The sequence below is a fragment of the Sediminicoccus sp. KRV36 genome, from assembly GCF_023243115.1.
Taxonomy (GTDB): domain Bacteria; phylum Pseudomonadota; class Alphaproteobacteria; order Acetobacterales; family Acetobacteraceae; genus Roseococcus.
In genome coordinates, this window is sequence record NZ_CP085081.1 from 456749 (window position 1) to 482391 (window position 25643).

General features: G+C 68.9%; 23 protein-coding genes. 12 read left to right on the top strand and 11 right to left on the bottom strand.

The window, feature by feature from the left end:
* The first annotated feature begins 46 nt into the window (after positions 1 to 46).
* From LHU95_RS02170 to LHU95_RS02185, 4 genes are all read left to right on the top strand, one after another.
* Complete coding sequence (locus LHU95_RS02170; protein ID WP_248711635.1) at positions 47 to 760, top strand: ATP-binding cassette domain-containing protein; 714 nt, start codon at positions 47 to 49, stop codon at positions 758 to 760.
* Position 761: 1 nt separating this feature from the next.
* A complete protein-coding gene (locus LHU95_RS02175; RefSeq protein WP_248709738.1) occupies positions 762 to 1784 on the top strand; it encodes an MlaD family protein in 1023 nt (340 codons plus the stop codon).
* Positions 1781 to 2395 carry an ABC-type transport auxiliary lipoprotein family protein gene (locus LHU95_RS02180; RefSeq protein WP_248709739.1) on the top strand — a complete coding sequence of 205 codons (615 nt, stop codon included), beginning with the start codon at positions 1781 to 1783 and terminating at the stop codon, positions 2393 to 2395. The genes LHU95_RS02175 and LHU95_RS02180 overlap by 4 nt, the downstream gene beginning before the upstream one ends.
* A 109-nt stretch (positions 2396 to 2504) precedes the next feature.
* Positions 2505 to 3320, top strand: coding sequence for a DUF2939 domain-containing protein (locus LHU95_RS02185; RefSeq protein WP_248709740.1), 816 nt, complete (start codon positions 2505 to 2507; stop codon positions 3318 to 3320).
* Positions 3321 to 3438: 118 nt separating this feature from the next.
* Here the strand turns inward: LHU95_RS02185 and LHU95_RS02190 are convergent, their stop codons facing one another.
* The 5 genes from LHU95_RS02190 to LHU95_RS02210 form a co-directional block, all read right to left on the bottom strand.
* The gene (locus LHU95_RS02190) at positions 3439 to 4407 is read right to left on the bottom strand and encodes a hypothetical protein (protein ID WP_248709741.1); all 969 of its coding nucleotides are present in this window, start codon (positions 4405 to 4407) and stop codon (positions 3439 to 3441) included.
* 253 nt (positions 4408 to 4660) lie between these two features.
* Complete coding sequence (locus LHU95_RS02195) at positions 4661 to 5821, bottom strand: MFS transporter (protein WP_248709742.1); 1161 nt, start codon at positions 5819 to 5821, stop codon at positions 4661 to 4663.
* 97 nt (positions 5822 to 5918) lie between these two features.
* Positions 5919 to 7109: a 23S rRNA (adenine(2503)-C(2))-methyltransferase RlmN gene (gene rlmN / locus LHU95_RS02200; protein WP_248709743.1), complete on the bottom strand. Its 1191-nt coding sequence runs from the start codon at positions 7107 to 7109 to the stop codon at positions 5919 to 5921.
* Positions 7110 to 7120: 11 nt separating this feature from the next.
* Positions 7121 to 7660, bottom strand: coding sequence for an invasion associated locus B family protein (locus LHU95_RS02205; RefSeq protein ID WP_248709744.1), 540 nt, complete (start codon positions 7658 to 7660; stop codon positions 7121 to 7123).
* An 85-nt stretch (positions 7661 to 7745) separates the two neighbouring features.
* A complete protein-coding gene (locus LHU95_RS02210) occupies positions 7746 to 8072 on the bottom strand; it encodes a TIGR02300 family protein (RefSeq protein ID WP_248709745.1) in 327 nt (108 codons plus the stop codon).
* An 81-nt stretch (positions 8073 to 8153) separates the two neighbouring features.
* Here LHU95_RS02210 and aroA point away from each other — a divergent pair, with 81 nt between their 5' ends.
* The 4 genes from aroA (at position 8154) to LHU95_RS02230 (ending at position 13141) form a co-directional block, all read left to right on the top strand.
* Positions 8154 to 9503 (top strand): 3-phosphoshikimate 1-carboxyvinyltransferase, encoded by a 1350-nt coding sequence (gene aroA / locus LHU95_RS02215; RefSeq protein ID WP_248709746.1) that lies wholly within the window; start codon positions 8154 to 8156, stop codon positions 9501 to 9503.
* Positions 9500 to 10135, top strand: a complete 636-nt coding sequence (gene cmk, locus LHU95_RS02220) for a (d)CMP kinase (protein ID WP_248709747.1) — start codon at positions 9500 to 9502, stop codon at positions 10133 to 10135. Before aroA ends, cmk begins: the two co-directional genes overlap by 4 nt.
* A 227-nt stretch (positions 10136 to 10362) precedes the next feature.
* Positions 10363 to 12081 carry a 30S ribosomal protein S1 gene (rpsA, locus tag LHU95_RS02225; protein WP_248709748.1) on the top strand — a complete coding sequence of 573 codons (1719 nt, stop codon included), beginning with the start codon at positions 10363 to 10365 and terminating at the stop codon, positions 12079 to 12081.
* A 331-nt stretch (positions 12082 to 12412) separates the two neighbouring features.
* Positions 12413 to 13141 (top strand): response regulator transcription factor, encoded by a 729-nt coding sequence (locus LHU95_RS02230; protein ID WP_248709749.1) that lies wholly within the window; start codon positions 12413 to 12415, stop codon positions 13139 to 13141.
* Here the strand turns inward: LHU95_RS02230 and LHU95_RS02235 are convergent, their stop codons facing one another.
* Positions 13142 to 14578 (bottom strand): FAD-dependent oxidoreductase, encoded by a 1437-nt coding sequence (locus LHU95_RS02235; RefSeq protein ID WP_248709750.1) that lies wholly within the window; start codon positions 14576 to 14578, stop codon positions 13142 to 13144.
* 57 nt (positions 14579 to 14635) lie between these two features.
* On the opposite strand from LHU95_RS02235, the gene LHU95_RS02240 reads away from it, so the two are divergent.
* Both LHU95_RS02240 and LHU95_RS02245 read left to right on the top strand, forming a co-directional pair.
* Positions 14636 to 15460, top strand: a complete 825-nt coding sequence (locus LHU95_RS02240) for a DUF2272 domain-containing protein (RefSeq protein ID WP_248709751.1) — start codon at positions 14636 to 14638, stop codon at positions 15458 to 15460.
* The gene (locus tag LHU95_RS02245) at positions 15457 to 16569 is read left to right on the top strand and encodes an NADH:flavin oxidoreductase/NADH oxidase (protein ID WP_248709752.1); all 1113 of its coding nucleotides are present in this window, start codon (positions 15457 to 15459) and stop codon (positions 16567 to 16569) included. The genes LHU95_RS02240 and LHU95_RS02245 overlap by 4 nt, the downstream gene beginning before the upstream one ends.
* Before the next feature lie 58 nt (positions 16570 to 16627).
* On the opposite strand, the gene LHU95_RS02250 is transcribed toward LHU95_RS02245, so the two are convergent.
* Positions 16628 to 17842 (bottom strand): alpha/beta fold hydrolase, encoded by a 1215-nt coding sequence (locus tag LHU95_RS02250; protein ID WP_248709753.1) that lies wholly within the window; start codon positions 17840 to 17842, stop codon positions 16628 to 16630.
* A 337-nt stretch (positions 17843 to 18179) separates the two neighbouring features.
* Here LHU95_RS02250 and phaR point away from each other — a divergent pair, with 337 nt between their 5' ends.
* Positions 18180 to 18719, top strand: a complete 540-nt coding sequence (gene phaR / locus LHU95_RS02255) for a polyhydroxyalkanoate synthesis repressor PhaR (protein ID WP_248709754.1) — start codon at positions 18180 to 18182, stop codon at positions 18717 to 18719.
* A gap of 116 nt (positions 18720 to 18835) precedes the next feature.
* On the opposite strand, the gene LHU95_RS02260 is transcribed toward phaR, so the two are convergent.
* Entirely contained in the window at positions 18836 to 20443 is a 1608-nt protein-coding gene (locus LHU95_RS02260) for an ABC transporter substrate-binding protein (RefSeq protein WP_248709755.1), read from the bottom strand.
* A gap of 774 nt (positions 20444 to 21217) precedes the next feature.
* Positions 21218 to 22180 (bottom strand): MBL fold metallo-hydrolase, encoded by a 963-nt coding sequence (locus LHU95_RS02265; RefSeq protein ID WP_248709756.1) that lies wholly within the window; start codon positions 22178 to 22180, stop codon positions 21218 to 21220.
* Between the two features lie 145 nt (positions 22181 to 22325).
* Between LHU95_RS02265 and LHU95_RS02270 the strand changes: the two genes are divergently transcribed.
* Complete coding sequence (locus LHU95_RS02270) at positions 22326 to 23246, top strand: alpha/beta fold hydrolase (protein ID WP_248709757.1); 921 nt, start codon at positions 22326 to 22328, stop codon at positions 23244 to 23246.
* Between the two features lie 182 nt (positions 23247 to 23428).
* Here LHU95_RS02270 and LHU95_RS02275 read toward each other — a convergent pair whose 3' ends face one another.
* Together LHU95_RS02275 and LHU95_RS02280 are read right to left on the bottom strand one after the other, a co-directional pair.
* Positions 23429 to 24151 carry a hypothetical protein gene (locus LHU95_RS02275; RefSeq protein ID WP_248709758.1) on the bottom strand — a complete coding sequence of 241 codons (723 nt, stop codon included), beginning with the start codon at positions 24149 to 24151 and terminating at the stop codon, positions 23429 to 23431.
* Between the two features lie 95 nt (positions 24152 to 24246).
* A complete protein-coding gene (locus LHU95_RS02280; RefSeq protein ID WP_248709759.1) occupies positions 24247 to 25500 on the bottom strand; it encodes an MFS transporter in 1254 nt (417 codons plus the stop codon).
* Positions 25501 to 25643: the final 143 nt, after the last annotated feature.

Here is a 25643-nt window from a genome sequence, read left to right on the forward strand (position 1 = left end):
CGCGCCCCATGCGGGCGAAGCGGTGATCACGGCCGAGGCGGTCGCGATGCGCTTTGGCCCGCGCACCATCTTCAAGAATGTCAGCTTCGAAGTCCGCCGGGGCGAGGTTTTTGTGATCCTTGGTGGTTCCGGCTGCGGCAAATCCACCCTGCTGAAGCTGCTGATCGGGCTGATGCCGCCCAGCAAGGGCGAGATCCGCGTGCTCGATGGCGATTGGGCGAAGCTGGAGGGCGCGGCGCGGCGCGGCCTGCTGAAGCGCATCGGCGTCATGTGGCAATCGGGCGCGCTGCTCGGCTCCCTCACCCTCGCCCAGAACATCATGCTGCCGATCGAGGCGCATACGAAGCTGCCGGCCGCGGCGCGCGCCCTGGTGGCCAGCGCCAAGCTCGGCCTGGTCGGGCTGGGCGATGCGGCGGATCGGCTGCCGGCGGAAATCTCGGGCGGGATGCTCAAGCGGGCCGGGATTGCCCGGGCCATGGCGCTGGACCCGGAAATCCTGTTCCTGGACGAGCCGAGCGCCGGGCTCGATCCCATCACCTCGGCGGGGCTGGATGCGTTGATCCTCTCGCTCGCCAAGGAAACCGGCACCACCTTCGTGGTGGTGACGCACGAGTTGCAATCCATCCTGGCCATTGGGGACCGCTGCATCATGCTCGACAAGGACGCCCAGGGGATGATCGCCGAGGGTGATCCCCGGAAACTCCGCGACGAGAGCGAGCAGCCCACCGTGCGCGCCTTCTTCCGGCGGGAGGCCATGTAGCATGGCAAGCATTCGGCGCATTCAGCTGTCGGTCGGGCTGATGGTGGTGGTGGGCCTCGCGTTGCTGGTCGGCTTCGTGCTGTTCCTGACGCAGAACCGGCTCAGCACCAGTGACGTGCTCTTTGAGACCTATATCCGCGAAAGCGTGCAGGGCCTCGAAGTCGGCTCGCCCGTGCGGTATCGCGGCGTGTCGGTGGGGCGGGTGACGGAGATCGCCCTGGCGGCGGCGGAATATCGCCGGCCGGAGGGGGAGGGCTTCGCCGCCGCCTTCCAGCTCGTGGTGGTGCGCTTCGCGGTGAATCTCCGCAAGGTGGGCGATGTGCCCTCGACCGATGAAGCGGTCGCGGCGGGGTTGCGGGCGCGGATGGCGAGCCAGGGCATCACCGGCGTTGCCTATATCGAGATGGATTTCCTGGATGCCGACCGCTTCCCCGTGCAGCCCGTTCCCTGGACGCCCCGCTTCGCCTGGATCCCGGCCGTGCCCTCGACGGTGGCGCAGGTGACCAGTGCGGCGGAGATGCTGGTGCGGCAGGTGCAGGGCATTGATTTCACGGCCCTTGTCGGCAACATCAATGACCTGGTGCTGGATCTGCGGCGGCAGACCGATACGGGTGACCTGGCGGTCACGCTGCGCGAGGCCTCGGCGCTGATGCAGGACTTGCGGAGCATCGCGGGCCAGGCCGACCTGCCCGGCGCGGTGGCGGAGTTGCGCGCCACCTCGGCCGCGGTGCGCGCCCTGGCAGAAGGGCGCGAGGTGCGGGAGACGCTGTCGGCGCTGAGCGCCACGGCGCAGGATTTGCGGCGCACCACGGCGCGCCTGCCGGGCACCATCGGCCAGCTGGAGTCGAGCCTGCGGGCGGCCCGCAACACGACCACGGATGTCCAGGCCGATCTGGCCCCCTTGCTGCGGGATTTGCGGGCCACCACGGCCAATCTGCGTGAAACCACCGAGGCGCTGCGGCGCTCCCCGTCCCAGGCGATCCTGGGCGCGCCACCCCCCGCCCCCGCTGGAGCCAGCCGATGACGCGTCGTCTTTTCCTAGGTCTGCCCCTGCTCGGCCTGCCGCTGCTGGGGGGCGGCTGTTCCGTGCTGCCGGACCGGCCCTTCATCGACTCGCAACGCTTCCCCCTCGAACCTCGGCGGGAGGGGTCGCCTGCCGCCCGGAGCCGCCACGCATTGCTGCTGCGGACGATGCGTGCGGCGCCGGGGCTGGAACAGCGCGGCCTCCGACGGGTTCGCCCGGATGGCAGCGTGGAGGTGGCGCCCTATGAGGAGTGGCTGGCGCCGCCGGCGGATCTGGCGGAGTTGGCCCTGCGGCAATGGCTGGCGGCGTCCGGGCGCTTTACCGCGGTCACGGCGCCAGGTTCACGTTTGGCGACTTTTCTGATTTTAGAGACTGAACTGCTGATGTTGCAAACTGGCCCGGATGGCGCGCGCGCCGCGATGGCCGCCCTGCTGCTCAGCCAGGGCGAAGGTCTGGGTGAGGCGCGGCCACGCGGGCAAACCCGCCTGGAAGCTTCGGTTCCGCTGGCGGCGGGCGCTGGGGCCGCGGCCCAGGCCAGCGCGATGCAGGCGGCACTTGGCCAGGTGATGGCCGGGCTGGAATCCTGGCTCGTCTCCACGATCTCAGTTTAGAAACGCTATTAACCAATAATAAAGGCTCTATCCCTCAGATTCTCAAAATGGAGACTTTCCTCCGTTTTGTGTTTCAGCCATCCTCGCTTCGGGGAATAAGGGGGATATCATGAGTGCTACCACGTGTATCAATACGTGGGACGACGTCTGGGCGGAATTCGATGCCCGCCAGACCGATCGTTCCGAGACTGCCCAGACCGCGGCGATTGGGGTGGCGGGGGCCATCCAGACCGCTCCGGACCAGGGCTACGGCGCCAAGGCCTTTTCGGCCACCGCCAGGTTGAACCGGCTGATCCATGCGAGGCGCAACCAGACCTTGCCGATCCGCCGCTCCTTCCTGGAGTCCGCCGTCGAGAATTGGAGCCATGAGGCCGAGCGCGCTCGGCAGGCCCAGGCTGCCAAGCGGCAGAAGCCGCGCGGCATGGGGCGCTTCAAGCGCACCCTGGCGCTGATGGCCTGCACGTTGATCGCGGTCTATGCCGGCTCACCCGTTGCGTCCGCCGTGCAGGTGGCCGCGGCAATCCAGCGCGGCGATGCGGCGGCGCTGGCCCACTACATTGACTGGACGACGCTGCGCCCGGCGCTCAACGCGGCCCTGGCCGCCGAGACCCAGCGCAATGACAGCCAGCCCATGCCGGCCTTCATCACCGGCATGGCGCAGGACATGGCTGAGCGTCTCTCCTCGCCGGCGGGCCTCGCGCTGCTGCTGAATGAGCGCCTGGCGGCGGGCGGCGCGCAACCGGCGCGGGACATGCTGAGCCGGGTGCGCATGCTGGAAGCCGGGCTGTGGGAGGTGACGTTGACCTCCCCCAATGTGCCGGACCGTTCGGCCAAGCTCACCCTGGCGCTGACCGATGCGATGCGGCTGCGCTGGGAAGTCCAGGCGATCGAATTGCCGGCGCAATTGCCGGCCCGCTTCCGGTAGCACGCCGGGCGTGGCCAAGAGCGTCATCCGTCCAAACGGAATCGTTTGGACGGATAAAGATGCACGAAAAACGATGAGCTAGAGTTTGTGAAGTGAGCCATTGCGAACGGAGCATGCTCTAGGCGGGAGGGGTGGGGCGTGTGGCATCCCTCTCGGCGGCGGGAGGAGGTGGCCAAGCCTGGGCCCTCGCCGCAGGTCCTGTCTTGGCGAAAATCTCGGGCCGGATCGCTGGTCGCCCGGCCAGATAGCCGGTCTGGCGCAGATAGGGCAGGAACGCCTCTGTCATGCGCGCGACCTGGCGATGGTCCAGTTCACGCCGGTGGCGGTCCGCCACGGCCTTGTTGCGCTGGGTGAAGGCGAGCCGGGTTGCATAGTGACGCACCAGCGCATTGGGCGCGCGCAAACCGAGATCGGCCTTGATCAGGTCAATCGCCTGATGCGGGCGAAAGGCGCAGGTGTCGTAGTCGAGGTGCAGGATCCGCGGCAGCTCGCACCACAGCGCCAATTCCTTCAAATGCCGGTCCACGCCGGCCACCGCCTGTTCGAGCTGTTCATACTCGCTGAATTCGGCAAGGCCGAACACACGATGGAGCCGCGCGGCATCCATGAGCGCGAGGCAGATATCGCGCGGGTCCCGGTGATTCACATGCGCCCGGACCAGCCCGCGCGCGGCGAATTCCCGGTAGGTGGCCATCCATTCGGGTGAGGGCTCGCCATGCGTCTTGACCAGGAGGATCCGATCCCCGGTGAGAGCGACCAGGCGATGCAGATCCTCGGGCCTGAGCGTTTCCAGAAACAGCGCCCGACCACTGAGCGGCCGAAGATCGGGCGGCATCTCCGGCCCTGGCGGCGTCCGCCGCGCGGCGAACTGAAAGGCCAGGGTCATCAGATGTGTCTTGGGGCTCCAGGCGCGGATCGGCTTGCTGGCGGGGTCGAGGCCCCTGGCTGGCATGACGAAGCGGCCCGGCATGCGCAGCTCCGGCCAGTGGCAAGGCTGCCAATGCCCGCCCAGCGCCGCCACACCCGCCGCAAGCTGGTAGGCGAGCGTGCTTCCCGATTTCGGGATGCCGTAGCTGAACACAATCATACGCGATCTTTAGCGCTGCATGCCGCGTGTCAAGCGCCGTGCAGGGGTGCCGGACAGCCGTGCCAGGGGCTGTCTCCCTGGGCGCGGGCCTGGCTCGAACTGGCGGCGCGGCCGGTGGCGCCGTGCCGCGTCACGCTGGGCTTGCCTCTGGCGGATGGGTGGCTCCGCGATCCATGCGGGCGCCCATTGCATGGGCGGACCACCCAGGATCGGATCCGGCGGCAAGGCCAGCGAGAGCGTGCGCGCCGCTCGCTCAGGGCACCCGCCGCACCCAGGCCGCGAAGCCTGCCATGCCGAGTGCAGCCAGGCCGAAGGCCCAGCCATAGCCGCCGGCGGCGATAATGGCGGCAAAGGCGAGGCTGCCGCTGGTCTGCCCCATGAAGAGCGCCATGGCGAAGGCCGAGACGGCCGTTCCCCGGGCTTCGGGCATGGCTTCCGTGGCGCGGGCCTGCAGCACGCCGTGGAAGCTGTAGAAGCAGAAGCCAAGCAGCCACTGCAGCACCAGCACCACGCCCCAGCCCGGGGCCAGCGCCGTCATCGCCAGGCCGGCCGAGAGACCAAGGCCGCCCCAGAGCAGCAGGTTGCGCTCGCCGAAGCGCCGCACCATCCGGCGCGCCACCTGGGTATAGGCCAGCGCGCCCAGCCCGAAGCCGGCGACGATCAGCCCGGCCTGGCCGGCCGAAAGCTGGAAATCCTCGATGAGGAAGGAGGCGATGAAGGGAAAGGCGCCGCCAAACAGCAGCGCGCCGTCCAGGAAGGCCGCCAGCAGCAGGCGCCGTGCATTGGGGTTCCGCAGCAGGCGCGCATAGGCCATCAGCCCGGATTGGCCGCGCGCCCCGCCCGGCAGGCCGCGCCACATCTGCGTGCCCAGCCGCGCCGCCAGCAGCAGCCCGATGGCCGCGGTGAAGCAGCCAAACACCAGGAAGCTCGTCTGCCAGCCGAAATACTGGCCCAGAATCCCCGAGATGGGCCCCGTCAGCATCTGTGCCATCACATTGCCGATAAGGAATTGGCCGATCACCGCCTGGCGCTCGGCATAGGGCACGGTATCGCCGATATGGGCCAGCAACAGCGGGATCACCGCCCCCGCCACCAGCCCGCCGGCCGCGCGCAGCAGGGTCAATTCCGTAAGGTTGCCGGCAAATTCCGCGAGGACGGTGAAGCCGCCAAAGAGCATGAGCGCCACCGCCGCGACCCGCAGCTTGCCCAGGCGGTCCCCCAGCGGCCCCACAGCCACCTGCCCGCCGCCATAGGTCAGCATGAAGGCCGCGATCAGCACCGCCACACCCGAGACCGAGACCCCGAAATCCGCCGCCACCAGGGGCATCAGCGGGTCCATGATCCGCATGCCCGAGCCGGAGGCGAAGCCGGCCAGGGCGACCAGCCAGATCGAGACCTGCGGCGCGGCGTTCAAGGAAAGCAGCCTCCGGCGGCTGGGGCCGGGGCCCCAGACCCCACTCCTTGGAATGGGGTCTGGGGTCCGTGACCCCAGCCGCCGGAGGCTGCTTTCTTCACGCGTTCCGCTTCGTCCGCTCGGATTCGGTCTTGAGCTGCCCGCAAGCCGCCAGGATATCCCGCCCGCGCGGCCGCCGGATCGGGCTCGAATACCCCGCATCATTCACGATCGCTGCGAATTTCCGCAGCGCATCCGGCGTCGAGCTTTGATAGGGCGAACCCGGCCAGGGGTTGAAGGGGATCAGGTTCACCTTTGCCGGCAGCCCCGAAAGCAGCCGCACCAGCTCATGCGCCTCGGCCTCGCTGTCATTCACGCCGCGCAGCATGACATATTCGAAGGTGATGCGGCGCGCATTGGAGGCGCCGGGATAGCGCGCGCAGGCCGCCAGCAGCTCGGCGATCGGGTATTTGCGGTTCAGCGGCACGATCACGTCGCGCAGGTCATCGCGCACCGCATGCAGCGAGACGGCGAGGTTCACGCCCAGTTCCTCGCCGCACTTGTCCATCATCGGCACCACGCCCGAGGTGCTGAGCGTGATCCGCCGGCGCGAGAGGGCAACGCCCTCGTGATCCATCAGGATGGTCAATGCGCGGGCGGTATTCTCGTAATTGTAGAGCGGTTCGCCCATGCCCATGACGACGATGTTGGAAAGCCTGCGGCCTTCCTCGCCCTTGGGCGTCGGCCATTCGCCATAGGAATCGCGTGCGGCGAGGAACTGGCCGACAATCTCCGCCGTGCCCAGGTTGCGTACCAGTTTCTGCGTGCCGGTGTGGCAGAAGGTGCAGCTCAGCGTGCAGCCCACCTGCGTGGAGATGCACACCGCCCCGCGGTCGCTTTCCGGGATGTAGACCGTCTCGACTTCCTGGCCGTCGCGCGAACGGAACAGCCATTTGCGCGTGCCATCGGTGCTGGTCTGCTCGGTCGTCACACCCGGGCGGCCGACGACGAAGCGCTCGGCGAGCTTCGCCTGCATCGGCTTGGCGATGGTGCTCATGGCGGCGAAGTCGCGCACGCCCTGGTGATAGATCCAATGCCAGAGCTGCTTGGCGCGGAAGGGCTTCTCCCCGATCGCGAGCATCTCCTCGGCCAGTTCCTCACGCGTCAGCCCGACCAATTCGCGGCGGCCTTGCTCATCCACCATGGGCGGCGGGGCGAAGATCGCGGATTTGGCGAGGATGCGCACGCGCTCCGCCTCGGTCAGCCCGTCATGGGTGGCGATGCGGGAATGCGGCTGGAAGGCACCCATGGGTCGGGAACTCATCGGCGCGCCGGCGGCGGCACCGGACATTCCCGGCTGATCGCTTCATAGGCCTGGGCGAAGCCGGCGAGGGCGAAGGTATCGGTCGCCTGGCCGCGCCCATTGGGGCCGGGGCCGCGATGCAGCGCCTCGCGCCCACCGCGCAAGGCGGCGACGACCGCGCGCCCATCGCGCGCGAAGGCGTTGTCGCCGGCGGTGAAGAAGGGCAATTCGCCCTGGCCGACAAAGAGCTTGGTCTCGGCGCCACGGGCAAAGCTGTAGCCGGCGCGCACCGCCACCTGGTCCCGGCTGCCGGGCCGATGCGTCACCAGCAGCATGACATTGTTCGCGTCCCGCCCGGGCAAGCCGTCCATGCTGCGGGCGCGGGTGAAGGCGTAGCAAATCTTCTGCCCGTTCTCGGTGTGCGCGGCCGCTGTCCAGGCCTGGTACTCGCCCAGCCGTGACGGGCGTGGCGCATTGGCCTGGGCGCGATTGCCCTGCTGCGCCTGAACGGGCGGGGTTGCGAGCATCAACAGGGCGGAGAGGGCAAGAACGCGCATCCGCGCTCCTTACGAGCCGGGCGTGCGCACCGCAACCGCCCATATCGCAGGGGAGGGGCGCGCGACCCGGCTCATCCCAAGGGGATCAGCTCTCTTCCTCACGGTCGGTCTCGACTTCGATCTCCGCGTCAATCGCGTCGTCCTCGTCCTCGAGCTCGTCCGCATCCTCGACGCCGGCATCCGCCTCGACGTCCTCCAGCTCCACGTCGTCCCCATCCACCTCGGTGGAGGTCGCGGCGCGTTTCTTCAGCTTTTCGTCCGGGACGATATTCGCCGAACGCCGGGGGCGCGGCTGCTCAGCCGGCTGCTCGGTGCCGCATTTGGGGCAAATGGCCGGCACCTTCGCCATGTCGTAGAATTTCGCGCCGCACGCGACGCAGACACGCTTCAAACCGAGATCCGGCTTTGCCATGGAGCCCTCTGATTCCTTCTGCCTGATCCGACAGGCGGGGCGCATTGCCACGGGCCGTGCATCGGTGTCAAACCGGCCCGCATGTCACACGATGCGAACCCCACCCCGCTGCGCTCCATCCCGGCCCCCAAAGGGCTCGCCGGGCGGCTTTGCGTGCCGGGCGACAAATCCATCAGCCATCGCGCGCTGATGTTCGGCGCGCTGGCCATCGGCACCACGCAGATCGAGGGGCTGCTGGAGGGCGAGGATGTGCTGCGCACGGCCGCTGCCATGCGTTTGCTGGGCGCCACGGTCGAGCACCTGGCCCCCGGGCGCTGGCGCGTGGCCGGGCGCGGGATCGGTGGCCTGACCGAGCCCGCCGATGTGCTCGACATGGGCAATTCCGGCACCGCGGCGCGCTTGATCTGCGGGCTGCTGGCCGGCCACCCGATCTTCGCGGTGATGACGGGCGATGCCAGCCTGCGCCGCCGCCCGATGAAGCGCGTGACCGACCCCCTGGCCGCCACCGGCGCCCGATTCTGGAGCCGGGAGGGCGGCCGGCTGCCGCTTGCCATCCAGGGCGCGCGGGAGGCGATGCCGCTCGACTACACCCTGCCCGTTGCCTCGGCCCAGGTGAAAAGCGCCTGCCTGCTGGCCGGGCTCTGCGCGCCGGGCGTGACCCGCGTGGTGGAGAGCGAGGCGACGCGGGACCATTCAGAAAACATGCTCCGCCATTTCGGCGCCACGGTCCGCGTCGCCGTGCAGGGAAATGGCCGCGTCATCGAATTGGACGGTCAGCCGGAGTTGCGCGCCGCACCCGTGATGGTGCCGGGCGACCCTTCCTCGGCCGCGTTTTTTGCCGTGGCAGCGCTGATCGTGCCCGGCTCGAAGCTGGTGATCGAGAATGTCGGGCTGAACCCGCTGCGGACCGGGCTCTTCGCCTCGCTGCGCGAGATGGGCGCGGTGCTGGAGGTGGGGGCGCCCCGGCTTGAGGGGGGCGAGCCGGTGGGGGATCTCACCATCGCCGCCGGCGATCTGCGCGCCGTGGATGTGCCGGCCGAACGCGCGCCCAGCATGATTGACGAATACCCCGTCCTGGCCGTGGCCGCCGCCTTCGCCACGGGAACCAGCCGGTTCCGTGGCCTCTCTGAGTTGCGCGTGAAGGAAAGCGACCGGCTGACCGGCACGGTCGAATTGCTGCGCGCGGCCGGGGTGGATTGCGCGATCGAGGGCGATGACCTGCTGGTCCATGGCCGCGGGGCGCCACCGCCCGGTGGTGGCCTGGTGGCGACGCAGATGGATCACCGCCTGGCGATGAGCGCCCTGGTGCTGGGCCTGGGCTGCCAATCCGCGATGCTGATTGACGATGGGGCTTTCATCGCGACGAGTTTCCCGAATTTCATCGCGCTGATGAACCAGGTGGCCGGCACGGAGGTCATCAGCGCGGCATGAGCGCGCCGCTGATCATCGCGGTGGATGGGCCGGCCGCCGCCGGCAAGGGGACGCTGGCGCGCCGGCTGGCCGCGCATCTGGGGCTGCCTTATCTCGATACCGGGCTGCTCTACCGCGCGACGGGGCGGCGCGTGCTGGATGCCGGCGGCGACCCGGCGCGTGACGAGGATGCGACGCGGGCCGCCCAGGCGCTGCAACCGGCCGACCTGGAGCGCCCCGATCTGCGCGGGCCCCCGGCCGATGATGCCGCCAGCAAGGTGGCCGCCATCGCTGCCGTGCGGGCTGCCCTGCTGGAGTTCCAGCGCCGCTTCGGCCGGGCGCGGGGTGCCGTGCTGGATGGCCGGGATATCGGCACCGTGGTGTTTCCCGAAGCGCCGGTGAAGCTGTTCGTCACCGCCAGCCCGGAGGAGCGCGCGCGGCGCCGCCATGCCGAGCTTGTGGCGCGCGGCGCGGCCCCGCCACTCGCCGAGGTCGCGGCCGACATGGCAGCCCGGGATGCGCGGGATTCGGCGCGCGACGCGGCGCCGCTTCGCCCGGCAGCCGACGCCGTTCTGCTCGATACGAGCACGCTGGATGCCGAGGCCGCCTTCGCCGCGGCGCTGCGAATTGTCGAATCCTTGCAAGCACGGTGATTTTCGCTTGACGCTCCGCCGGACTCGGCAGATGTAGCGCCTGTTATTGCCTGGATTGGCAATGATCGGACCGGGGTGAACCGTCACGCGCCCCTTCCCGGCGGCCGCCCCCCTGTCTGGACAGGAATTGGCGCCGCAAGCCGTGATGCCCCGCCACAGGCAGGGTATGGCGCAAGACCGGCTTGCAGGGCCCACGCCCCGCACAAGACCCAGGACAGAACATCTACATGGCAAGTGCCACCAGCCCCGCCTCGCGCGCGGCTCCCGAAGATTTCGCCACGCTTCTCGATGAGATGCTGGGCGCCAATACCGGCTTCGCCGGCTCCGTCGTCACGGGCAAGATCATCCGCATCGATGATGATTTTGCCGTGGTGGATGTGGGCCTCAAGAGCGAAGGCCGCGTCCCCCTCAAGGAATTCGCACCCCAGGGCATGAAGCCCGAGGTGAAGCCCGGCGATGTGGTGGACCTGTTCGTCGAGCGCTACGAGGACAAGGACGGCTCCATCGTCCTCTCCCGTGAGAAGGCGCGCCGCGAGGAATCCTGGACGAACCTGGAGAAGGCCTTCGCCGCCAACCAGCGCGTCAACGGCATCTTGTTCGGCCGCGTCAAGGGTGGCTTCACGGTGGATCTCGGCGGCGCTGTCGCCTTCCTGCCGGGCAGTCAGGTGGATATCCGCCCCGTGCGCGACGTCGGGCCCCTGATGGGCCAGTCGCAGCCCTTCCAGATCCTCAAGATGGACCGCGCCCGCGGCAACATCGTGGTCAGCCGCCGTGCGGTGCTGGAGGAGACGCGCGCCGAGCAGCGCGCCGAGCTCGTCCAGGGCCTGAAGGAAGGCATGGTGCTCGATGGCGTGGTGAAGAACATCACCGATTACGGCGCCTTCGTGGATCTTGGCGGCGTGGACGGCCTCTTGCACGTCACCGACATCGCCTGGCGCCGCATCAACCACCCGAGCGAGGCCCTGACGATCGGCCAGCCGGTCAAGGTGCAGGTCATCCGCTTCAACTCGGACACGCAGCGCATCAGCCTCGGCATGAAGCAGCTGATGTCCGATCCGTGGGATGGTGTTGCGATCAAGTACCCGGTCAATGGCAAGTTCTCCGGCCGCGTGACCAACATCACCGATTACGGCGCCTTCGTGGAGCTGGAAGCGGGCGTCGAGGGCCTCGTCCATGTGAGCGAGATGTCCTGGACGAAGAAGAACGTGCACCCCGGCAAGATCGTCGCGACCTCCGAGCAGGTGGACGTGCTGATCCTGGATGTGGACGAGCCCAAGCGCCGCATTTCGCTCGGCCTCAAGCAGGCCCAGGGCAATCCCTGGGAGGTCTTCCTGCAGAACCACCCGCTGGGTGCCGAGATCGAAGGCGAGATCCGCAACATCACCGAATTCGGCCTGTTCATCGGCGTGGGTCCGGATGTGGATGGCATGGTCCATCTCTCCGACATCAGCTGGGATCTGCCGGGTGAGGCTGCCATCGCCAACTACAAGAAGGGCGATGTGGTGAAGGCGAAGGTTCTCGACGTGGATGTCGAGAAGGAGCGCATTTCGCTGGGCATCAAGCAGCTGGCGGCGGACCCCGCGGCCGAGGTTCTCGACAAGGTCAAGAAGGGCGACATCGTCACCTGCACCGTGACCAAGATCGAAGCCAACGGCATCGAGGTGAAGATCGACGAAGTGCTGACCGGCTTCATCCGCCGTGCGGAACTGGCGCGCGATCGCCAGGATCAGCGCCCCGACAAGTTCGCCATCGGCGAAAAGGTCGATGCGAAGATCACCGCCGTGGACCGCGCCGCCCGCCGCCTCTCCCTGACCGTCAAGGGCAAGGAGATCGAGGAGGAGCGCGAGGCCGTGAAGGAATTCGGCACGGCCGATAGCGGCGCCTCGCTGGGCGACATCCTGGGCGCGGCCATCCGCCGCCGCCGCGAGATGGCTGGCGAGGAGTAGGATCGCCCGCGGCTTCGGCCGCGCGTCGAAACAGGAAAGGCGCCCCGTAAGGGGCGCCTTTTTTGTTGGGGCTCCGGATCGGAGCGTCTCGATTTACGGGACAGACCTGGAGGACTCCGGGCGAAATCCCGTCGGGCGATAATTTTATGAACATAGTTTGAAAAACAGACATTTCTGACTCAGTCACTCAGGATTTCTACGCGAAATGGGCCATTAAGACTGATTTAATGATATTTATTTTTTTAAAGACACATATTTTCGTGAATAACTCTTGGCGGTCTCGCGCCATGGTGGTAATTCTCTACACGCAAAACGTGTGGAGATGACGAAGATGCGTATCCTTCTGGTTGAAGACGACCGCTCCGCCGCCCGCGGCATCACCTTTCAGTTGCAGCAGCACCGGATGGTCGTGGATGTGGCCGATTGTGGGGCCGAAGCGCTCGAACTGGCGCGCCTCTACGATTATGACGCCGCCATCGTGGACCTCATGCTGCCGGACATGGAGGGGTATGAGGTCATCACCAAGCTGCGCGCTTCGCGCATCGAGGCGCCCGTCCTGATGCTCTCCGCCAATGCCCGGACCCAGGCCAAGGTGCGCGGCCTCTCGGTCGGCGCCGATGACTACCTGGCCAAGCCCTTCGAGCCCGAGGAACTGGTTGCGCGGCTCCAGGCGATGATCCGCCGCTCCAAGGGCTTCAGCCAGCCCCGCATCCAGATGGGTCCGCTCTCGCTCGACCTCGGCGCCAAGGAGGTGGCGGTGCAGGGCCGCTCGGTCCACCTGACCGGCAAGGAATACGCCATCCTGGAATTGCTGCTGATGCGGCGCGGCACCGTGCTCTCCAAGGAAAACTTCCTGGACCATCTCTATGGCGGGATGGATGAGCCGGACAGCAAGATCATTGACGTCTTCGTCTGCAAGCTGCGCAAGAAGCTGCAAACCGCCGGTGCCAACAACGTCATCGGCACCGTCTGGGGCCGCGGCTACATCATTCGCGACGCCACCTCAGGCGCCGGTGCTCCGCGCGCCGCCTCCAGCGAAAACCGCCTCTCGCCGCTGTGATCAGGCGGCGGACTGATGGGCCGGGGGTGCCGAGAAATGCGCCCCGCCCGCCCGAAGCGCCGCCTGCAACTCGGCAATGGAAACAGCGCGTGGGGCAACGCCCCGTGCCACCGCAAGGGCCGCGCCAACCCCGGCGGCCTGCCCTGTCAGCCAGCATTGCGGGATTTCCCGCAGGAAGGAATGGCTGTTCGGGTCACAGCTGAGATGCCGGCCCGGCGCCAGCAGGCCATCCAGCACCTCGGGCACCAGCGCCCCGTAGGGCACGGAAATATTGGGAAATTTCGGCGCAAGGCTCGGCGAAACGCCGATCTCGTCCGCGCGCACCCGTCCATCCCAGTCGGCCCGCGTCACCGCCGCTACGCCCCGCAGGCGTCGCGCATGGCGCACACCCAATTGCGGTGCCGAGAGCATGAGGAAGGCATCCTCGAAGCCCGGCGCGCCCTCGCGGTAGAGCGCCAGATGGTCGGCCATCAGGCGGTGGCTCTGAACTTCCACCGCCGTCAGGTCCTCGACATCCACAGCCGAATAGCCGGAAAGCCGGGGGCCCATGAACAGCGCCACATCATCGCGCCAGGACGCGAAAGCCTTGTCGAACAGGCGGATGCGCGCGCGGCCATGCTGCAGGAAGGCGCCGAAGGCTTCTGGCTCCTCGGCGCGCCAGCGCTGGTAGCGCGGCATGTTCACACCGCCGAACAGCCAGCTGGTGTTCATGCAATGATGAATGTCCCGCGCATCAATATCGTCATTGTAGGGGGCACCGGCCTGGGCAAACAGGTCGCCATCGCCCGTCGCATCCACCGTGCAGCCCGCAAGGATGGCGCGCCGCCCCTGCTTGGATTCGAAAAACACGCCACGCACCGCGCCATCGGTGACGATGGGTGCGGCCCCCCAGGCGTGGAACAGGATTTCGGCGCCGGATTCCAGCAGCATCTCCTGCGCGACGAGTTTCATCGCCTCCGGGTCACAGGTGGGGGAATGGGTGACGATGCCATGGAAGGCGCTGGTCCTGGCCGACCACCAGGCCGCCGTCGCGGCGTCGCGTGAGCCCCAGAGTGCCGGGGCGGGGCCCGTCCTGGCACCAGCCGGCAGCCGCGCGAGGAACTCCTCGGCGAAGCCGCGGATCACCAGCTGGCCGTTCCAGTCGCTCATCCGGTCAATCCAGATGACCAGGCCGCCGGTAGAGAGTCCGCCCAGGTGATTGTGGCGTTCCAGCAGAATGGTATGCGCGCCCTGCCGCGCCGCGGCCACTGCGGCCGCGATGCCCGAGGGGCCGCCCCCCACCACCAGCACATCGCAGCGCGCATGCAGCGGAATCTCGCGCGCGGCTTCCGTTACCACCTCGCCCGTGGGGGTGCGGCGCTCGCGCTTGGGGTCCGCCGCGAAGGTCTCGCTGCGGAAGAGGAGGCGCCCGCCTTCGGGCTCGGGCTGGATGGCCATGGCACGTTCCACGATAGAGCGTCTTGCCCATAAGGGAAGGCTTTGGCAGAGAGGGGCGTGCTTCGTTTCCTGCCCGTTCTGGTTCTGCTCATCGGTTGCGCCGGGCCGCCGCAGGTGGCGCAGTTGCCGCCGCCCCTGAGCTATCCGCCCGCCGCGCGGGAGCGGATGCTGCGTCTTGCCGCCGCCGAATGGCAGGATTGGGGCTGCGTTTCCGTGGGCCTGCCGGGGCCGGCCCATGCGAGCTGCGCGCCTGGTGCTCCCGCCAGCCCCGAAAGCGCGCCGCAAAACTTTCCCCGCGTGCTGGCCTATTGGCGCGCCGTGCCGCAATCGGCCGAGGCCATCCCCTCCAACCGCCGCCGCTATGAGCAGGCCTTGCAGGGCGAAGGCGGTGCCAATCTCTGGGCCGAGCCCTTCTGGTCCGCCGCCTTCATCTCCTGGGTGATTGGCGCGGCCGGGGTGGACGCGCCTGAATTCGCGCCCGATGCCTCGCATTCGCGCTATCTGGATCATCTCGATGCGCTGGCCGCCGCATATCCGGCGCAGGCACCCTTCCTGCCGCGCGATCCGGCGCTCTACGCCCCAGCCCCCGGTGACCTGGTGTGCCGCGACCGTTCCAGCCGGCCGCTGCGTGACTGGGCCGAACGTGCGGCGGAACGCGGCCAGTTCCGGCCGATGCATTGCGATATCGTCCTCACCGCCGGCTCTGGCGTCGTCGAGGCGGTGGGTGGCAATGTCAGTGATACGGTGGCGCTGGCGCGCTGGGCGACGGATGCGGAGGGGCGCTTGCTGCCTGACCCGCGGCCGTTTCTCGTCATCATGGAAAACCGCCTCGGGCGCACGCCGCCTTTTGGTCCCCACCCACCCCAGGATTCTCGCTCATGACCGATTTGTTCAGCCCGCTCACCCTGCGTGGCGTCACCTTCCGCAACCGCATCGGCGTCTCGCCCATGTGCCAGTATTGCGCGGGCGAGGATGGCAAGCCGACCGATTGGCACATGGCCCACCTGGTGTCCCGCGCGGTCGCCGGCCCCGGCATGGTGATGACCGAGGCTGCCGCCGTCACCCCCGAGGGCCGCATCAGCCCCGGTGATCTGGGCATCTGGAGCGATGGCCACCTCGCTTCCCATACGCGCCTGGTCAAGGCGATCGCGGCGATGGGCACGGTGCCCGCCATCCAGCTGGCCCATGCCGGCCGCAAGGCGAGCCGCCTGCCGGCCTGGGAGGCGGGCCCCGCCGTGCCGGGCTGGGAGGCGCTGGGCCCGAGCGCGGCGGCCTTCCAGGGCTATGCGACGCCGCGCGCGATGAGCGAGGCGGAGATCCTGGCCACCATCCAGGCCTTCGCCGACGCCGCCATCCGGTCCGTGAAAGCAGGCTACACCTTCATCGAACTGCACGCGGCGCATGGCTATCTGGTGCATCAGTTCCTTTCGCCCATCTCCAACCAGCGCAATGATTCCTGGGGTGGGGATTTCGAGGGGCGGACGCGGCTGCTGCGCGAGATTACCCGCGCCACCCGCGCCGTCATCCCCGACGCGATGCCGCTGGGCGTGCGCATCTCCCACACCGACTGGGTCGAGGGCGGCTGGAGCACGGCCGAGAGCGTGATGCTGGCCGAGCGGTTGAAAGCGTTGGGCGTGGATATCGTGGATGTCAGTTCGGGCGGGCTCGATGCCGGGCAGAAGATCCCCCTCGGCCCGGGCTACCAGGTGCCAGGGGCGGAGGCAGTGAAGCAGGGGGCGGGCATCCCCGTCATGGCGGTCGGCCTGATCACCGAGCCGGCCCAGGCCCAGGCCATCCTGGATGAGGGCAAGGCCGATATGATCCTGCTGGCGCGCGCTTTCCTGCGGGATCCTTATTGGGTGCTGAACGCGGCCGTGGCGCTGGGCCGGATCGAGGCGCTGAGCATCCCGCCGCAATATGACCGCGCCTGGGGCAGCATGGCGAAGTTCAAGACCGATCCGCAGATCGGCAAGCCGCTGGCGGCGCTGTAGCGCCACAAGGCCTCATCCGGTCGGGTTAGGCCGCCCACCGAGGTGCCGCAGCCCCGCCTCACGCGGCGCGCAGCCAGTCCAGCAGGGGGCGCCACAGCACGGCCTCGGCGGATTGGCCGGCGACCATGCCGATATGGCCGGCCTGTGCGAAATGGGTGACGGCGCCGGGCATTCCCGCCGCCAGAGGCAGCGCCGAGGCCGGTGGCACGATGCGGTCCCGCACGGGGATGGCCAGGAAGGCCGGCCCGCGCCAATCGGCCGGGCGCACCGGCAGGCCCGCCACCGTCCAGGCGCCCCGCGCCGGCGTGTTCTCGCCATACCAGCCGCCCAGCGCTTCACGTGCCACGGGTGCGGCGAGGGGCACGCCGTCATTCAGCCAATCTTCCAGCACGACGAAGCGCCTGGCGCGGGATGAGGCCTGATCGAGCCGGCCAAAAGCCCGGAACTTCTCCGGGATGGCGTAGGGGTCCAGCATCGCGAACAGGCTTTGCAGCAGATCCACGCTCAGCGCGCCCATGGGTTCCATCAGCGGCTCGAAGCCGGGCAACAGGCGCGTGATGCCGGCCGATTGCGGGTCGGCTGCGAAATCCCAGGGCGTGGCCAGCAAGGCCAGCGCGGCCACGCGGTCCGGCCGGCGGATGGCGGCGGCCAGGGCCAAGAGCCCGCCCATGCAATAGCCGGCGAGCACCAGGCCCTGCGGGGCCGCCATCAGCGCCCGCTCCAGCCGCCCGGCGATATGATCCGTGAGCGTGAAGCGCCGCTCGGCCTGGCCGGGCCAGCCCCAATCCAGCAGCAGCGGGCGCATCCCATGCGCCGCGAGATAGCGCAGCAGCGAGGCCCCTTCATCCAGGTCGAGCACATGCGCGCGGTTGACGAGGGAGGGCACGAAGAAGACGGGCCGCCCCGCGCCGCCATAATCCAGCAGCCGGGCCGAGCCCTCCTGCCAGATCGCCGGCGGCTCGGCGAGGTGCCGCGCATGTGGGTGGCGGCGATAGGCGGCCAGGCCGCGCAGCAGGGCCGCATCTTCCCGCCAGAGCCGCCGCAGCACCGCGTCGGCAAAGGCTTCAGGGCTTGCGCCGAGGGGTGCGAGGCTTGCGGCGATCCGCGCCGCTTCCGCCTGGCCGGCCTTCGAGCGCGGCCAGCCGCTGCTCCAACTCGGCGAGGCGGGCGCGGAGGGCAGCGGATTCATCATCGCCGCCATCCCCCGCGCCGCGCCCAGCATCAGATGCAGGGGCAGGGGGCGCGGGCCGCGCCGGGGCGGGGGCGGGTTCACGCGCTGGGCGCCAGGCGGCGGTGGCCGCCATCTGTGCGCTCTGCGCCCGCCAGAAGGCAGCCATCATGGCCACCGAGGCGGACCACGCCTCGGCCAGTTCCGCATCCTGGCCCAGGGCGGCGAGCTCGCTCTCCCAAAGGGCGATCCAGTCGGCGGCCAGGCGATCGAGATCCTCGGATTGGTCCATCCATGCCCGTGACTATATGTTGGCCTGGGAACAGCATAGCGCGAAGACTTATCGCTTCCCATGGCTCACGTGCTACGCTTGCAGTGCAACAAACGCCAGACTCCTGACTCGAGCCACAACCCTTCAACTGAACCAGACTGGGGTGCCCAAATGCCCGATCAATCGGCTGAAACCAAGGCGGCGAAACCGCCCGTCGTGGTCAAGAAATACGCCAACCGTCGCCTCTACAACACCGAGAGCAGCAGCTACGTGACGCTGGAAGACCTGGCGCAGATGGTCCGCGCCGGGCGGGATTTCGTGGTGTATGACGCGAAGTCGGGCGATGACATCACACGATCCGTCCTCACGCAGATCATTGTCGAGGAAGAATCCAAGGGCAGCCATCTTTTGCCGGAGAGCTTCCTGCGCCAACTCATCGGTTTCTATGGCGATAGCCTGCAAGGCGTGCTGCCGCGCTATCTGGAAGCGACGATGACCGGCTTTTCCCGCCAGCAGGACGAGATGCGCCGCGGCGTGGAGCAGGCACTGAAGCCCTTCAGCCTGGAAGAGATCAGCCAGCGCAACATGATGATGATGGAGCGGGCGATGAGCCTGTTCTCACCCTTTCAGGGGCGCAGCGAACTCGATGCGCTGAAGACCGAAAACGCCGCGCTGAAGGCCGAGCTGGGCGCGTTGAAGGCGAAGGGCTGACCAGCCCCGGTCAACGGCGGCGCGCAACGTTGCCGCCGCGCGCCTGACCAGGGCGCCTCTAACCTGGGCCCCCACCCTGGACCCGGCGCTCAACAGCCAAGGGTGGCGTCGGGGCCTCAGCCGATGCGGATCGGCGTCAGATCCTGGAACCAGCTCTGCGCCTGGACGAAGCCCTGCACGCGCCGGCTGGTGGCCCGCGGGTTCAGGTCATGCGCGACGAACAGGAACAACGCGTCATCCACGACCTTGGCATGCAACTCCGCGAGGAGGGCGGCCTGCGGCCCGGGCTCGAAGGTGGTGTAGACGCGGTTGATGATGTCGTCATAGGCGGGGTCGTTGAAATAGCCCCAATTATTGGCGGCGGGCGGCACCAGGTCGCTCTTCAGGAAGCGCACCATGGCGGTGAAGGGATCGAGTGCGGCATAGCTGATGTTGATGGCGCTGATGCCGCGGTTGGAGGGTGCGCGCGCGCCATCCCGCCAGATGGTCAGCAGCGCATTCCATTCCATCACTTCGAAGGTCACTTCGATGCCGATCTCGCGCAGGTTCTGCTGCACGGCCTCGTTCATCGGCAGCGGCTGCATCTGGCCCGAGCCGGAGGTCGAGATGCCGACGCGGGTGCGGATCGGGTTGGTGCGGGAGAAGCCCGCCTCGGTCATCAGGCGCCGTGCGGCGGCGACATCGGTCTTGATCGGCTCGCGCGGGGTGCCGTGCCAGGGGTGGCCGGGCGGCAGCAGGCCGGCGCCGGGGACCATCATGTCACCCAGCATGGAGCGGATGCCGGCGCGGTCAATCGCGAGGTTGGCGGCCTTGCGCACGCGGATGTCACGCCAGGGCGAACCCTCGGACATGTTCAGGTGCCAGGTCCAGTTGTGCGGATAGGTGTTGGAGACGATGGTCATGCCCGCGCTGCGCAGGGCCGGAATGGCATCGGGCGGCGGGGCCTCGATGAAATCCACCTGATTGGAGCGCAGCGCCGCCACGCGGGTATTCGCCTCGGGCAGGGGCAGCAGGATCAGCCGCTCATGGCGGGGAATGCGCGAGGCATCCCAGTAATTCGCGTTGCGCAGCAGCACGCAGCGCTCCCGCACGGCGAAGCTTTCCATGCGATAGGGGCCGGTGCCGACGGCGCGGTCCAGATAGCGGTCCCAGTCACGGCCGGCCGCTTCCCAGGCGCCCTGATGCGTGATGCCGACCCAGGTGAGGCCGAAGGGCACCAGGCTGTCCGGCGTGCGGGTTTCCAGGATGAAGGTAAGCGGGCCTTCCGCGCGCCAGGAGGCGATGGTCGGCATGCGGATGCGCGCCTGGGCGGCGGCGCGGGGGTCGAAATGCGGGGCATCGGCCTTGAAGGCGCGGTCATAGGAGAAGACGACGTCATCGGCCGTCATCACCTTGCCGTCATGGAAGCGAACCCCCTCGCGCAGGGTGATGATCCAGCGCTTCGGGTCGGCCGGGTCATTGCGCCAGGCGGTGGCGAGGCCCGGGCGGATGGTGACCGGCACGTCCGACTTGCTGAGGTCCCACATCGCCAGCTGGTCATAGAGCGTGATGCCCATGAAGCGATGGCCCTCGGCCCCCTGGTCCGGCACGCCATTGGAGAGCGGCACGGCGGAGGCCGTCATGCCGACTCGCAAGGTGCCGGTCTGGGTCTGCGCCTGGGTGACATCCCAGGGGAGGGTCGCGGCCAGGGGGGCGGCGAGCAAGGCGCGGCGGGTGGGGGTCATGGCTGGGCTCCGGATCGGTTCCTTGTAGCTTGCGGGGTGGTGTTGGCCGGGTGAAGCCCGAAATTCGCGCAGAGGCCGGGCCTGGGGCGCGTCCTGCCGTTTGGGGAGGCAGATTTGGGGTGGGGTGATGAAAGGAGGGGCGCTGCCCCTGACCCCGGCAGGAAACTTGGTTTCCTGCACCTTCGTTCGTGAGGAGGCGAAATTCCGCTGGTGCTTTTTTCGTGGACCCAGGGTTTGGGACAAATGGCCGTCCCGGGGGACGTGGGCGAGCGCAGGCGTGGCTTGGCCGCGCGGGTCGGTGGGCACGCCAGAGGAATGTGCCGGGATCACGCCAGCCCGGGGCGAGGGCACAGGCGCAACGGAGCCGGCCAAAAGGCCGGGGCATTTTTCATGACATGCTGCTTTCGGACAAATGCCCCCTTTCCGGCGGAGGATGGGCAGATGCGGCTGCCAAACAACGGCCCTCAGGCTAGGAAAAAATGCCGGCTTTGTCAAGGTTTGGAAGGGGTTTCAGGCCTTGGCATGGCCGGGCCGGGCAAGTGGAATGCGGCGGGGTATTCGTCATGTCTGGCATTCTCGGCGGCAGGCCGCGTGCTGCCTTTCGGTCCCCGCCAGGTGGGGGGCGAGGAATTCAGGAGCTTCCAGCAACTACGTCTTGGCGACGGCGCATGCACCTTCGGTATCGGGATGCGCGCCCTCACCGTCAAACCAGGGTGCAGGGAACAGGTTCCCTGCCGGGGAGTTTGAGGGGCAGCGCCCCTCAAAGCGCGTCCATCACAAAGCCGGCCGCCAAGCCGACGCCACCAGATGATACCCCGCCGCGTCCCGCCGCAGATGTCCGAAGCCCGGGAAATCCATATGCATCCCGGCCACCAGCAGCCGATCCGCCGCTGCCATGTCGAAGACCCGCCGCCGTGTGGCGACGGCCGCCGCGGCATCCACGTCGAAGGAAATCCCCCAATCCGGGTGGCGTGTTTGCAGGGCCGGGAAGTGCACCATGTCGCCAAACACCAGCAACTGCGCGGGGCCCGAGGCGATGCGGTAGATCGTGTGCCCCGGCGTGTGGCCGAAAGCGTCCATCGAGGTGATGCCCGGGTTGACCTCCCGCCCGCCCGCCACGCGGCGGATGCGGCCGCGATAGGCGGCCTCCACCTGCTTGGCGTAGGCGAAGCCGCCGCGCGAACCCTGCGGCACGCGGCCGATATTGCCCTCATCGAACCAGAAGGCGGCCTCCACCTCGGGGATGACGAGTTCGGCGGTGGGAAACAGCGCCGCCCCCTCGCGGCTGCAGAGGCCGCCGGCATGGTCGCGGTGCATATGGGTCAGCACCACGCTGTCGATCATCGCGGGGGTGACACCCATGGCGGCCAGGTTCGCGGGCAGCTGCCCCATGGTCGGCCCCAGCGCGTCGCCCGAGCCGGTGTCGATCAGGGAGAGGCGGCCAGCCGCATTCACCAGGAAGGTGTTGAGAGCACAGGGCACCGGGCCTTCGGTGGGCAGGAAATTCTCGGCCAGGATGCGGCGGGCTTCGGTCAGGTTGGCCTCGCCGAAGACGGCGGGCGGCAGGGCGATGCTGCCATCGCTGACCGCCGTCACCTCGATCTCGCCGATGCGGCTGCGATAGAGGCTCGCCACCTGGCGGCCCACCGGCGGCTGTGTGGCCAAGCTGGGGCCGGCGGTGCCGGCCGCCAGCAGCGTGGCCCCGGTGATGATGGCATCGCGCCGTGACAGCTTCATCTGGCTTTCCCCCCCCTGCGCCGGTCGAGCCGGCGTTTGCGCCGTGAGCCTAGCCAGGGTCGCTTGGCGGTGGCAACCGGGGTTGAGGCCCCGCCGGCTGGACAAGCCTGCGCGAATCCCCTCCTTTGCCCGCATGTTGCGCCGCATGATCATCTATATCCTCGCGGCGCTGCCGCTGCTCCTCATCTTCGCCGTCTGGTGGCTCTACACGCCCGACAAGCCGCGTGCGGCGCTGGAGGCGCGCTACGCCGACACGCCCTCGCAATTCCTGGAGCTGGACGGCGTGCGGCTGCATCTGCGCGACACCGGGCCGCGTTCGGCCCCGGCGGTGCTGCTGCTGCACGGCTTTGGCTCCTCGCTGCACACCTGGGAGGAGGTGGCCCAGGGGCTGGAGGCGGATTTCCGCGTGATCCGGTTTGACCTGCCGGGCTTTGGCCTGACGGGCGCGGACCGCACCGGGGATTACAGCGATGCGCGCAGCCATGCGGTGATCCTCACCCTGATGCAGCGCCTGGGGCTGGAGCGTGTGGCGCTGGTGGGTTCCTCCATGGGCGGGCGCATCGCCTGGAGCTTCGCCGCCGCCCATCCGGAGCATGTGACGCGCCTCGTGCTGATGGCGCCCGATGGCTTCGCGAGCCCGGGCATCGGCTATGAACAGCCGCCCAAGGTGCCGCTGATCATGCGCGTGCTGCCCTATACCCTGCCCGAGGGCATGTTGCGCGGCTCCCTCACCCCGGCCTATGGCGACCCCGGGGTGATGACCGAGGCGCTCTTCGAACGCTATCGCGACATGATGCTGGCCCCTGGCGTGCGCCAGGCGATCCTGGACCGCATGGCCCAGCACGTGCTGCTGCGGCCCGAGCCGCTGCTGGCCCGCATCACCCTGCCGGTGCTGCTGCTCTGGGGCGATACGGACCGCATGGTGCCGGTGACCAATGCGCAGGATTACCTGCGCGCCCTGCCGGATGCTCGATTGGTGACGTTGCCCGGCAAGGGCCATGTGCCGATGGAGGAATCCCCCACCGATGTAGTGCGCATCCTGCGGGAATTCCTGGCCGGGCGGTGAGCGCCAGCGCCCGGGATGACCGGCGCCTGAGCCGCGCGCTACCCCGCAAGCTGTTCAGACGCTGGGAGCGGACCGGGTGGCCGGCGGGCAGGCCCGGCCGTGCCCCAAGGGAGGTTCCCAAGGGCGTTCCCCAGGGGCGCCTTGCCGAGGTGCCTTTCAGCGGCTCCCCTCAGGCGCTCCTCTCAGGGGCATTCCTCAAGCGGACGGCCGATGGCGGCCTGGCGATCGCCCTCGCGGAAGCAGCCGGCCAGCCAGGCGCCGCGGAACCAGCCGCCCTCGACGCTGAAATACTCGCCCAGCCCCTCGGGCCGGTCCTCGCGGAATTCGCCGCGGAACAGGTTGCCGTTGATCCAGAACATGATGCCGCGGCCATGGCGCATGCCCTCGCGCCATTCGCCGTCATAGCGGCCGGTGGCCCAGACGCGCAGGCCGCGCCCCTGTTCGCGCCCCTCCTGCCATTCGCCCTGATAGACCGCGCCCTGGGCGTCGAGGAAGGTGCCGATGCCATGCATCCGCCCACGCGCCATGCTGCCCACATAGCGCTCGCCACGCGGCTCGCCCGCCTCGACATAGCGCCATTCCAGCAGGCCATCGCCCTGGGCGGGGCCAGCCTCGCAGGGGCCGGTCCAGAAGACGGTCTCTTCGACCTGGGGGTTGGGATTCCAGACCCAGCAGCCATTGCGCTCATCCACCGTCCAGCCGGGCTTGCCGGGGGCCGCGACGGCATCGGCGGGCGGGGCTGCGGGGCGCGGGCCAGAAGCGGGGGATTGGGGGTTGGGAGATTGGGGGTTGGTGGCTTGGGGGGGCGCCGCTTCGGGGGCCGCCTGGGGATTGGCCGGCTGCGCGCGGGCGGTCCCCATCAGGGTGGGTCCGGCCAGGATCAGGAACAGAACAAGCCAACGCATCGAAAAGCCTCCCATCTCAACCCAGGCCCCGGATCACCCGGGCGCCACATGACCCAAGTGCCGCATCACCCAGGCAAGGGGCCACCACTGCACCCTCAGCCGCCGCGCCGCAACGCGGCGAGGCTGAGAGCCAGGCCGCCCCCCAGCGCCACCACCGAGACGGCCAGCGGAAGGCCCCAGCCTGGCACCGCCTCCAGCAGCAACCCGCCCAGCGGGGCGCCGATGGCACCGCCCAGCAAATAAGCCGTGTTCAGCCCCGCCATGCCAAGCGCCCGCGCCGGCCCGGCGAAGCGCTGCACGGCACGGACCATGCCCAGGGTATAGATCGCGCCCGCCGCCCCGCCCCAGACCGCCAGCACCGGCCAGATGCCCCAATCCGGCGCCAGCACGGGCCACAGCAACGAGCCGAGCGCCACCGCGACGGCGCAGCCCAGCAACGCCCGATGCGTGCCGAAGCGATCCGCCAGCATGCCCACCGGATATTGCGCCAGCATATTGCCGAACCCCGTCGCCACCACGATCGAGGCGGCCGCCGCGGCCCCCAGGCCCAGCGCCAGCCCCTGCACCGGGAACACCGCCCCGGCCGTGCCCTCCAGCGCGCCGCAGAGCATGGCCGCCCCGGCGGGGGCGAGCATCATCATCGCCACGGGCCGCAACCGCACGAGCGAGAGGCGCATGCGGCGCGGCACGGCCCCCCGCACTTCACGCAGCATCAGCGTCAGCCCGAAGCCCGCCAGCATGAGCCCGGCCGAGGCGGCAAAGGCCCCGGCCTGCACGCCGGAGAGCCACAGCACGGCCGGCCCGCCGCCGATCGCGGCCGAAATGAAGGTCTGGTAGATGCCCAGGAACTGCCCCTCGCGCCCGGGTGGCGCCATGGCGCCGGCAATGGCATCGGCCGTGGTCCAGGTCAGGCAGGAGGCCATGCCCAGCACCCCGCCGAAAACAAACCAGAGCGCCAGCGGCGGGTTGGTGGCTAGCCCGAGCAGCGCGAGCGCCGAGGTCAGCCCCGCCGCCTGGTGCAGCCGCAAGGCACCCCCCGCCCAGCCCGCCAGCCAGGGCGAGGCCGGCGCGGTGACCAGCGCCGAAATCCAGACAGCGGCCGCATAGAGCCCGACCAGTGCTGGGGAGGCGCCCTGCTCGGTCAGGATCACGGCGGCCAGCGGCACCGACATCCAGACGCCGGCGAAGGCGCAGGTGGCGGCGGCCACGAAAATCGGGAATTGCGCGCGCCTCATGGGGGAGGCAACGGCATGGGTCACGGACATGGAAAGCCGGGCACCCTGGGGCGCCCCCTCGATCACGGATTGCGGGTCAGGCGAAAGCGGCGTCAGCCGCGGGTCAGGCCGCATGGATCGGGGTCCAGGAGAACCACCCAGGCCCGCCAGGCGGCGATGCTGCCGCGCAGATTGATTGGATGTCTGGACATGCACCAAGGATGATGGGCCGCCGGGCCAAAGTCAAACCAGGGCTGGCTTGCAAGCCGCGCATGGCG

Bases quoted from the DNA above. Each gene is read 5' to 3' on its own strand.
- aroA (WP_248709746.1), top strand. From the start codon at position 8,154: ATGTCACACGATGCGAACCCCACCCCGCTGCGCTCCATCCCGGCCCCC.
- LHU95_RS02170 (WP_248711635.1), top strand. From the start codon at position 47: ATGCGCTTTGGCCCGCGCACCATCTTCAAGAATGTCAGCTTCGAAGTC.
- phaR (WP_248709754.1), top strand. From the start codon at position 18,180: ATGCCCGATCAATCGGCTGAAACCAAGGCGGCGAAACCGCCCGTCGTG.
- LHU95_RS02245 (WP_248709752.1), top strand. From the start codon at position 15,457: ATGACCGATTTGTTCAGCCCGCTCACCCTGCGTGGCGTCACCTTCCGC.
- LHU95_RS02280 (WP_248709759.1), bottom strand. From the start codon at position 25,500: ATGCGGCCTGACCCGCGGCTGACGCCGCTTTCGCCTGACCCGCAATCC.
- LHU95_RS02260 (WP_248709755.1), bottom strand. From the start codon at position 20,443: ATGACCCCCACCCGCCGCGCCTTGCTCGCCGCCCCCCTGGCCGCGACC.
- LHU95_RS02180 (WP_248709739.1), top strand. From the start codon at position 1,781: ATGACGCGTCGTCTTTTCCTAGGTCTGCCCCTGCTCGGCCTGCCGCTG.
- LHU95_RS02270 (WP_248709757.1), top strand. From the start codon at position 22,326: ATGATCATCTATATCCTCGCGGCGCTGCCGCTGCTCCTCATCTTCGCC.
- LHU95_RS02205 (WP_248709744.1), bottom strand. From the start codon at position 7,660: ATGCGCGTTCTTGCCCTCTCCGCCCTGTTGATGCTCGCAACCCCGCCC.
- rlmN (WP_248709743.1), bottom strand. From the start codon at position 7,109: ATGGGTGCCTTCCAGCCGCATTCCCGCATCGCCACCCATGACGGGCTG.
- LHU95_RS02230 (WP_248709749.1), top strand. From the start codon at position 12,413: ATGCGTATCCTTCTGGTTGAAGACGACCGCTCCGCCGCCCGCGGCATC.
- rpsA (WP_248709748.1), top strand. From the start codon at position 10,363: ATGGCAAGTGCCACCAGCCCCGCCTCGCGCGCGGCTCCCGAAGATTTC.
- cmk (WP_248709747.1), top strand. From the start codon at position 9,500: ATGAGCGCGCCGCTGATCATCGCGGTGGATGGGCCGGCCGCCGCCGGC.
- LHU95_RS02275 (WP_248709758.1), bottom strand. From the start codon at position 24,151: ATGCGTTGGCTTGTTCTGTTCCTGATCCTGGCCGGACCCACCCTGATG.
- LHU95_RS02190 (WP_248709741.1), bottom strand. From the start codon at position 4,407: ATGATTGTGTTCAGCTACGGCATCCCGAAATCGGGAAGCACGCTCGCC.
- LHU95_RS02265 (WP_248709756.1), bottom strand. From the start codon at position 22,180: ATGAAGCTGTCACGGCGCGATGCCATCATCACCGGGGCCACGCTGCTG.
- LHU95_RS02235 (WP_248709750.1), bottom strand. From the start codon at position 14,578: ATGGCCATCCAGCCCGAGCCCGAAGGCGGGCGCCTCCTCTTCCGCAGC.
- LHU95_RS02175 (WP_248709738.1), top strand. From the start codon at position 762: ATGGCAAGCATTCGGCGCATTCAGCTGTCGGTCGGGCTGATGGTGGTG.
- LHU95_RS02185 (WP_248709740.1), top strand. From the start codon at position 2,505: ATGAGTGCTACCACGTGTATCAATACGTGGGACGACGTCTGGGCGGAA.
- LHU95_RS02210 (WP_248709745.1), bottom strand. From the start codon at position 8,072: ATGGCAAAGCCGGATCTCGGTTTGAAGCGTGTCTGCGTCGCGTGCGGC.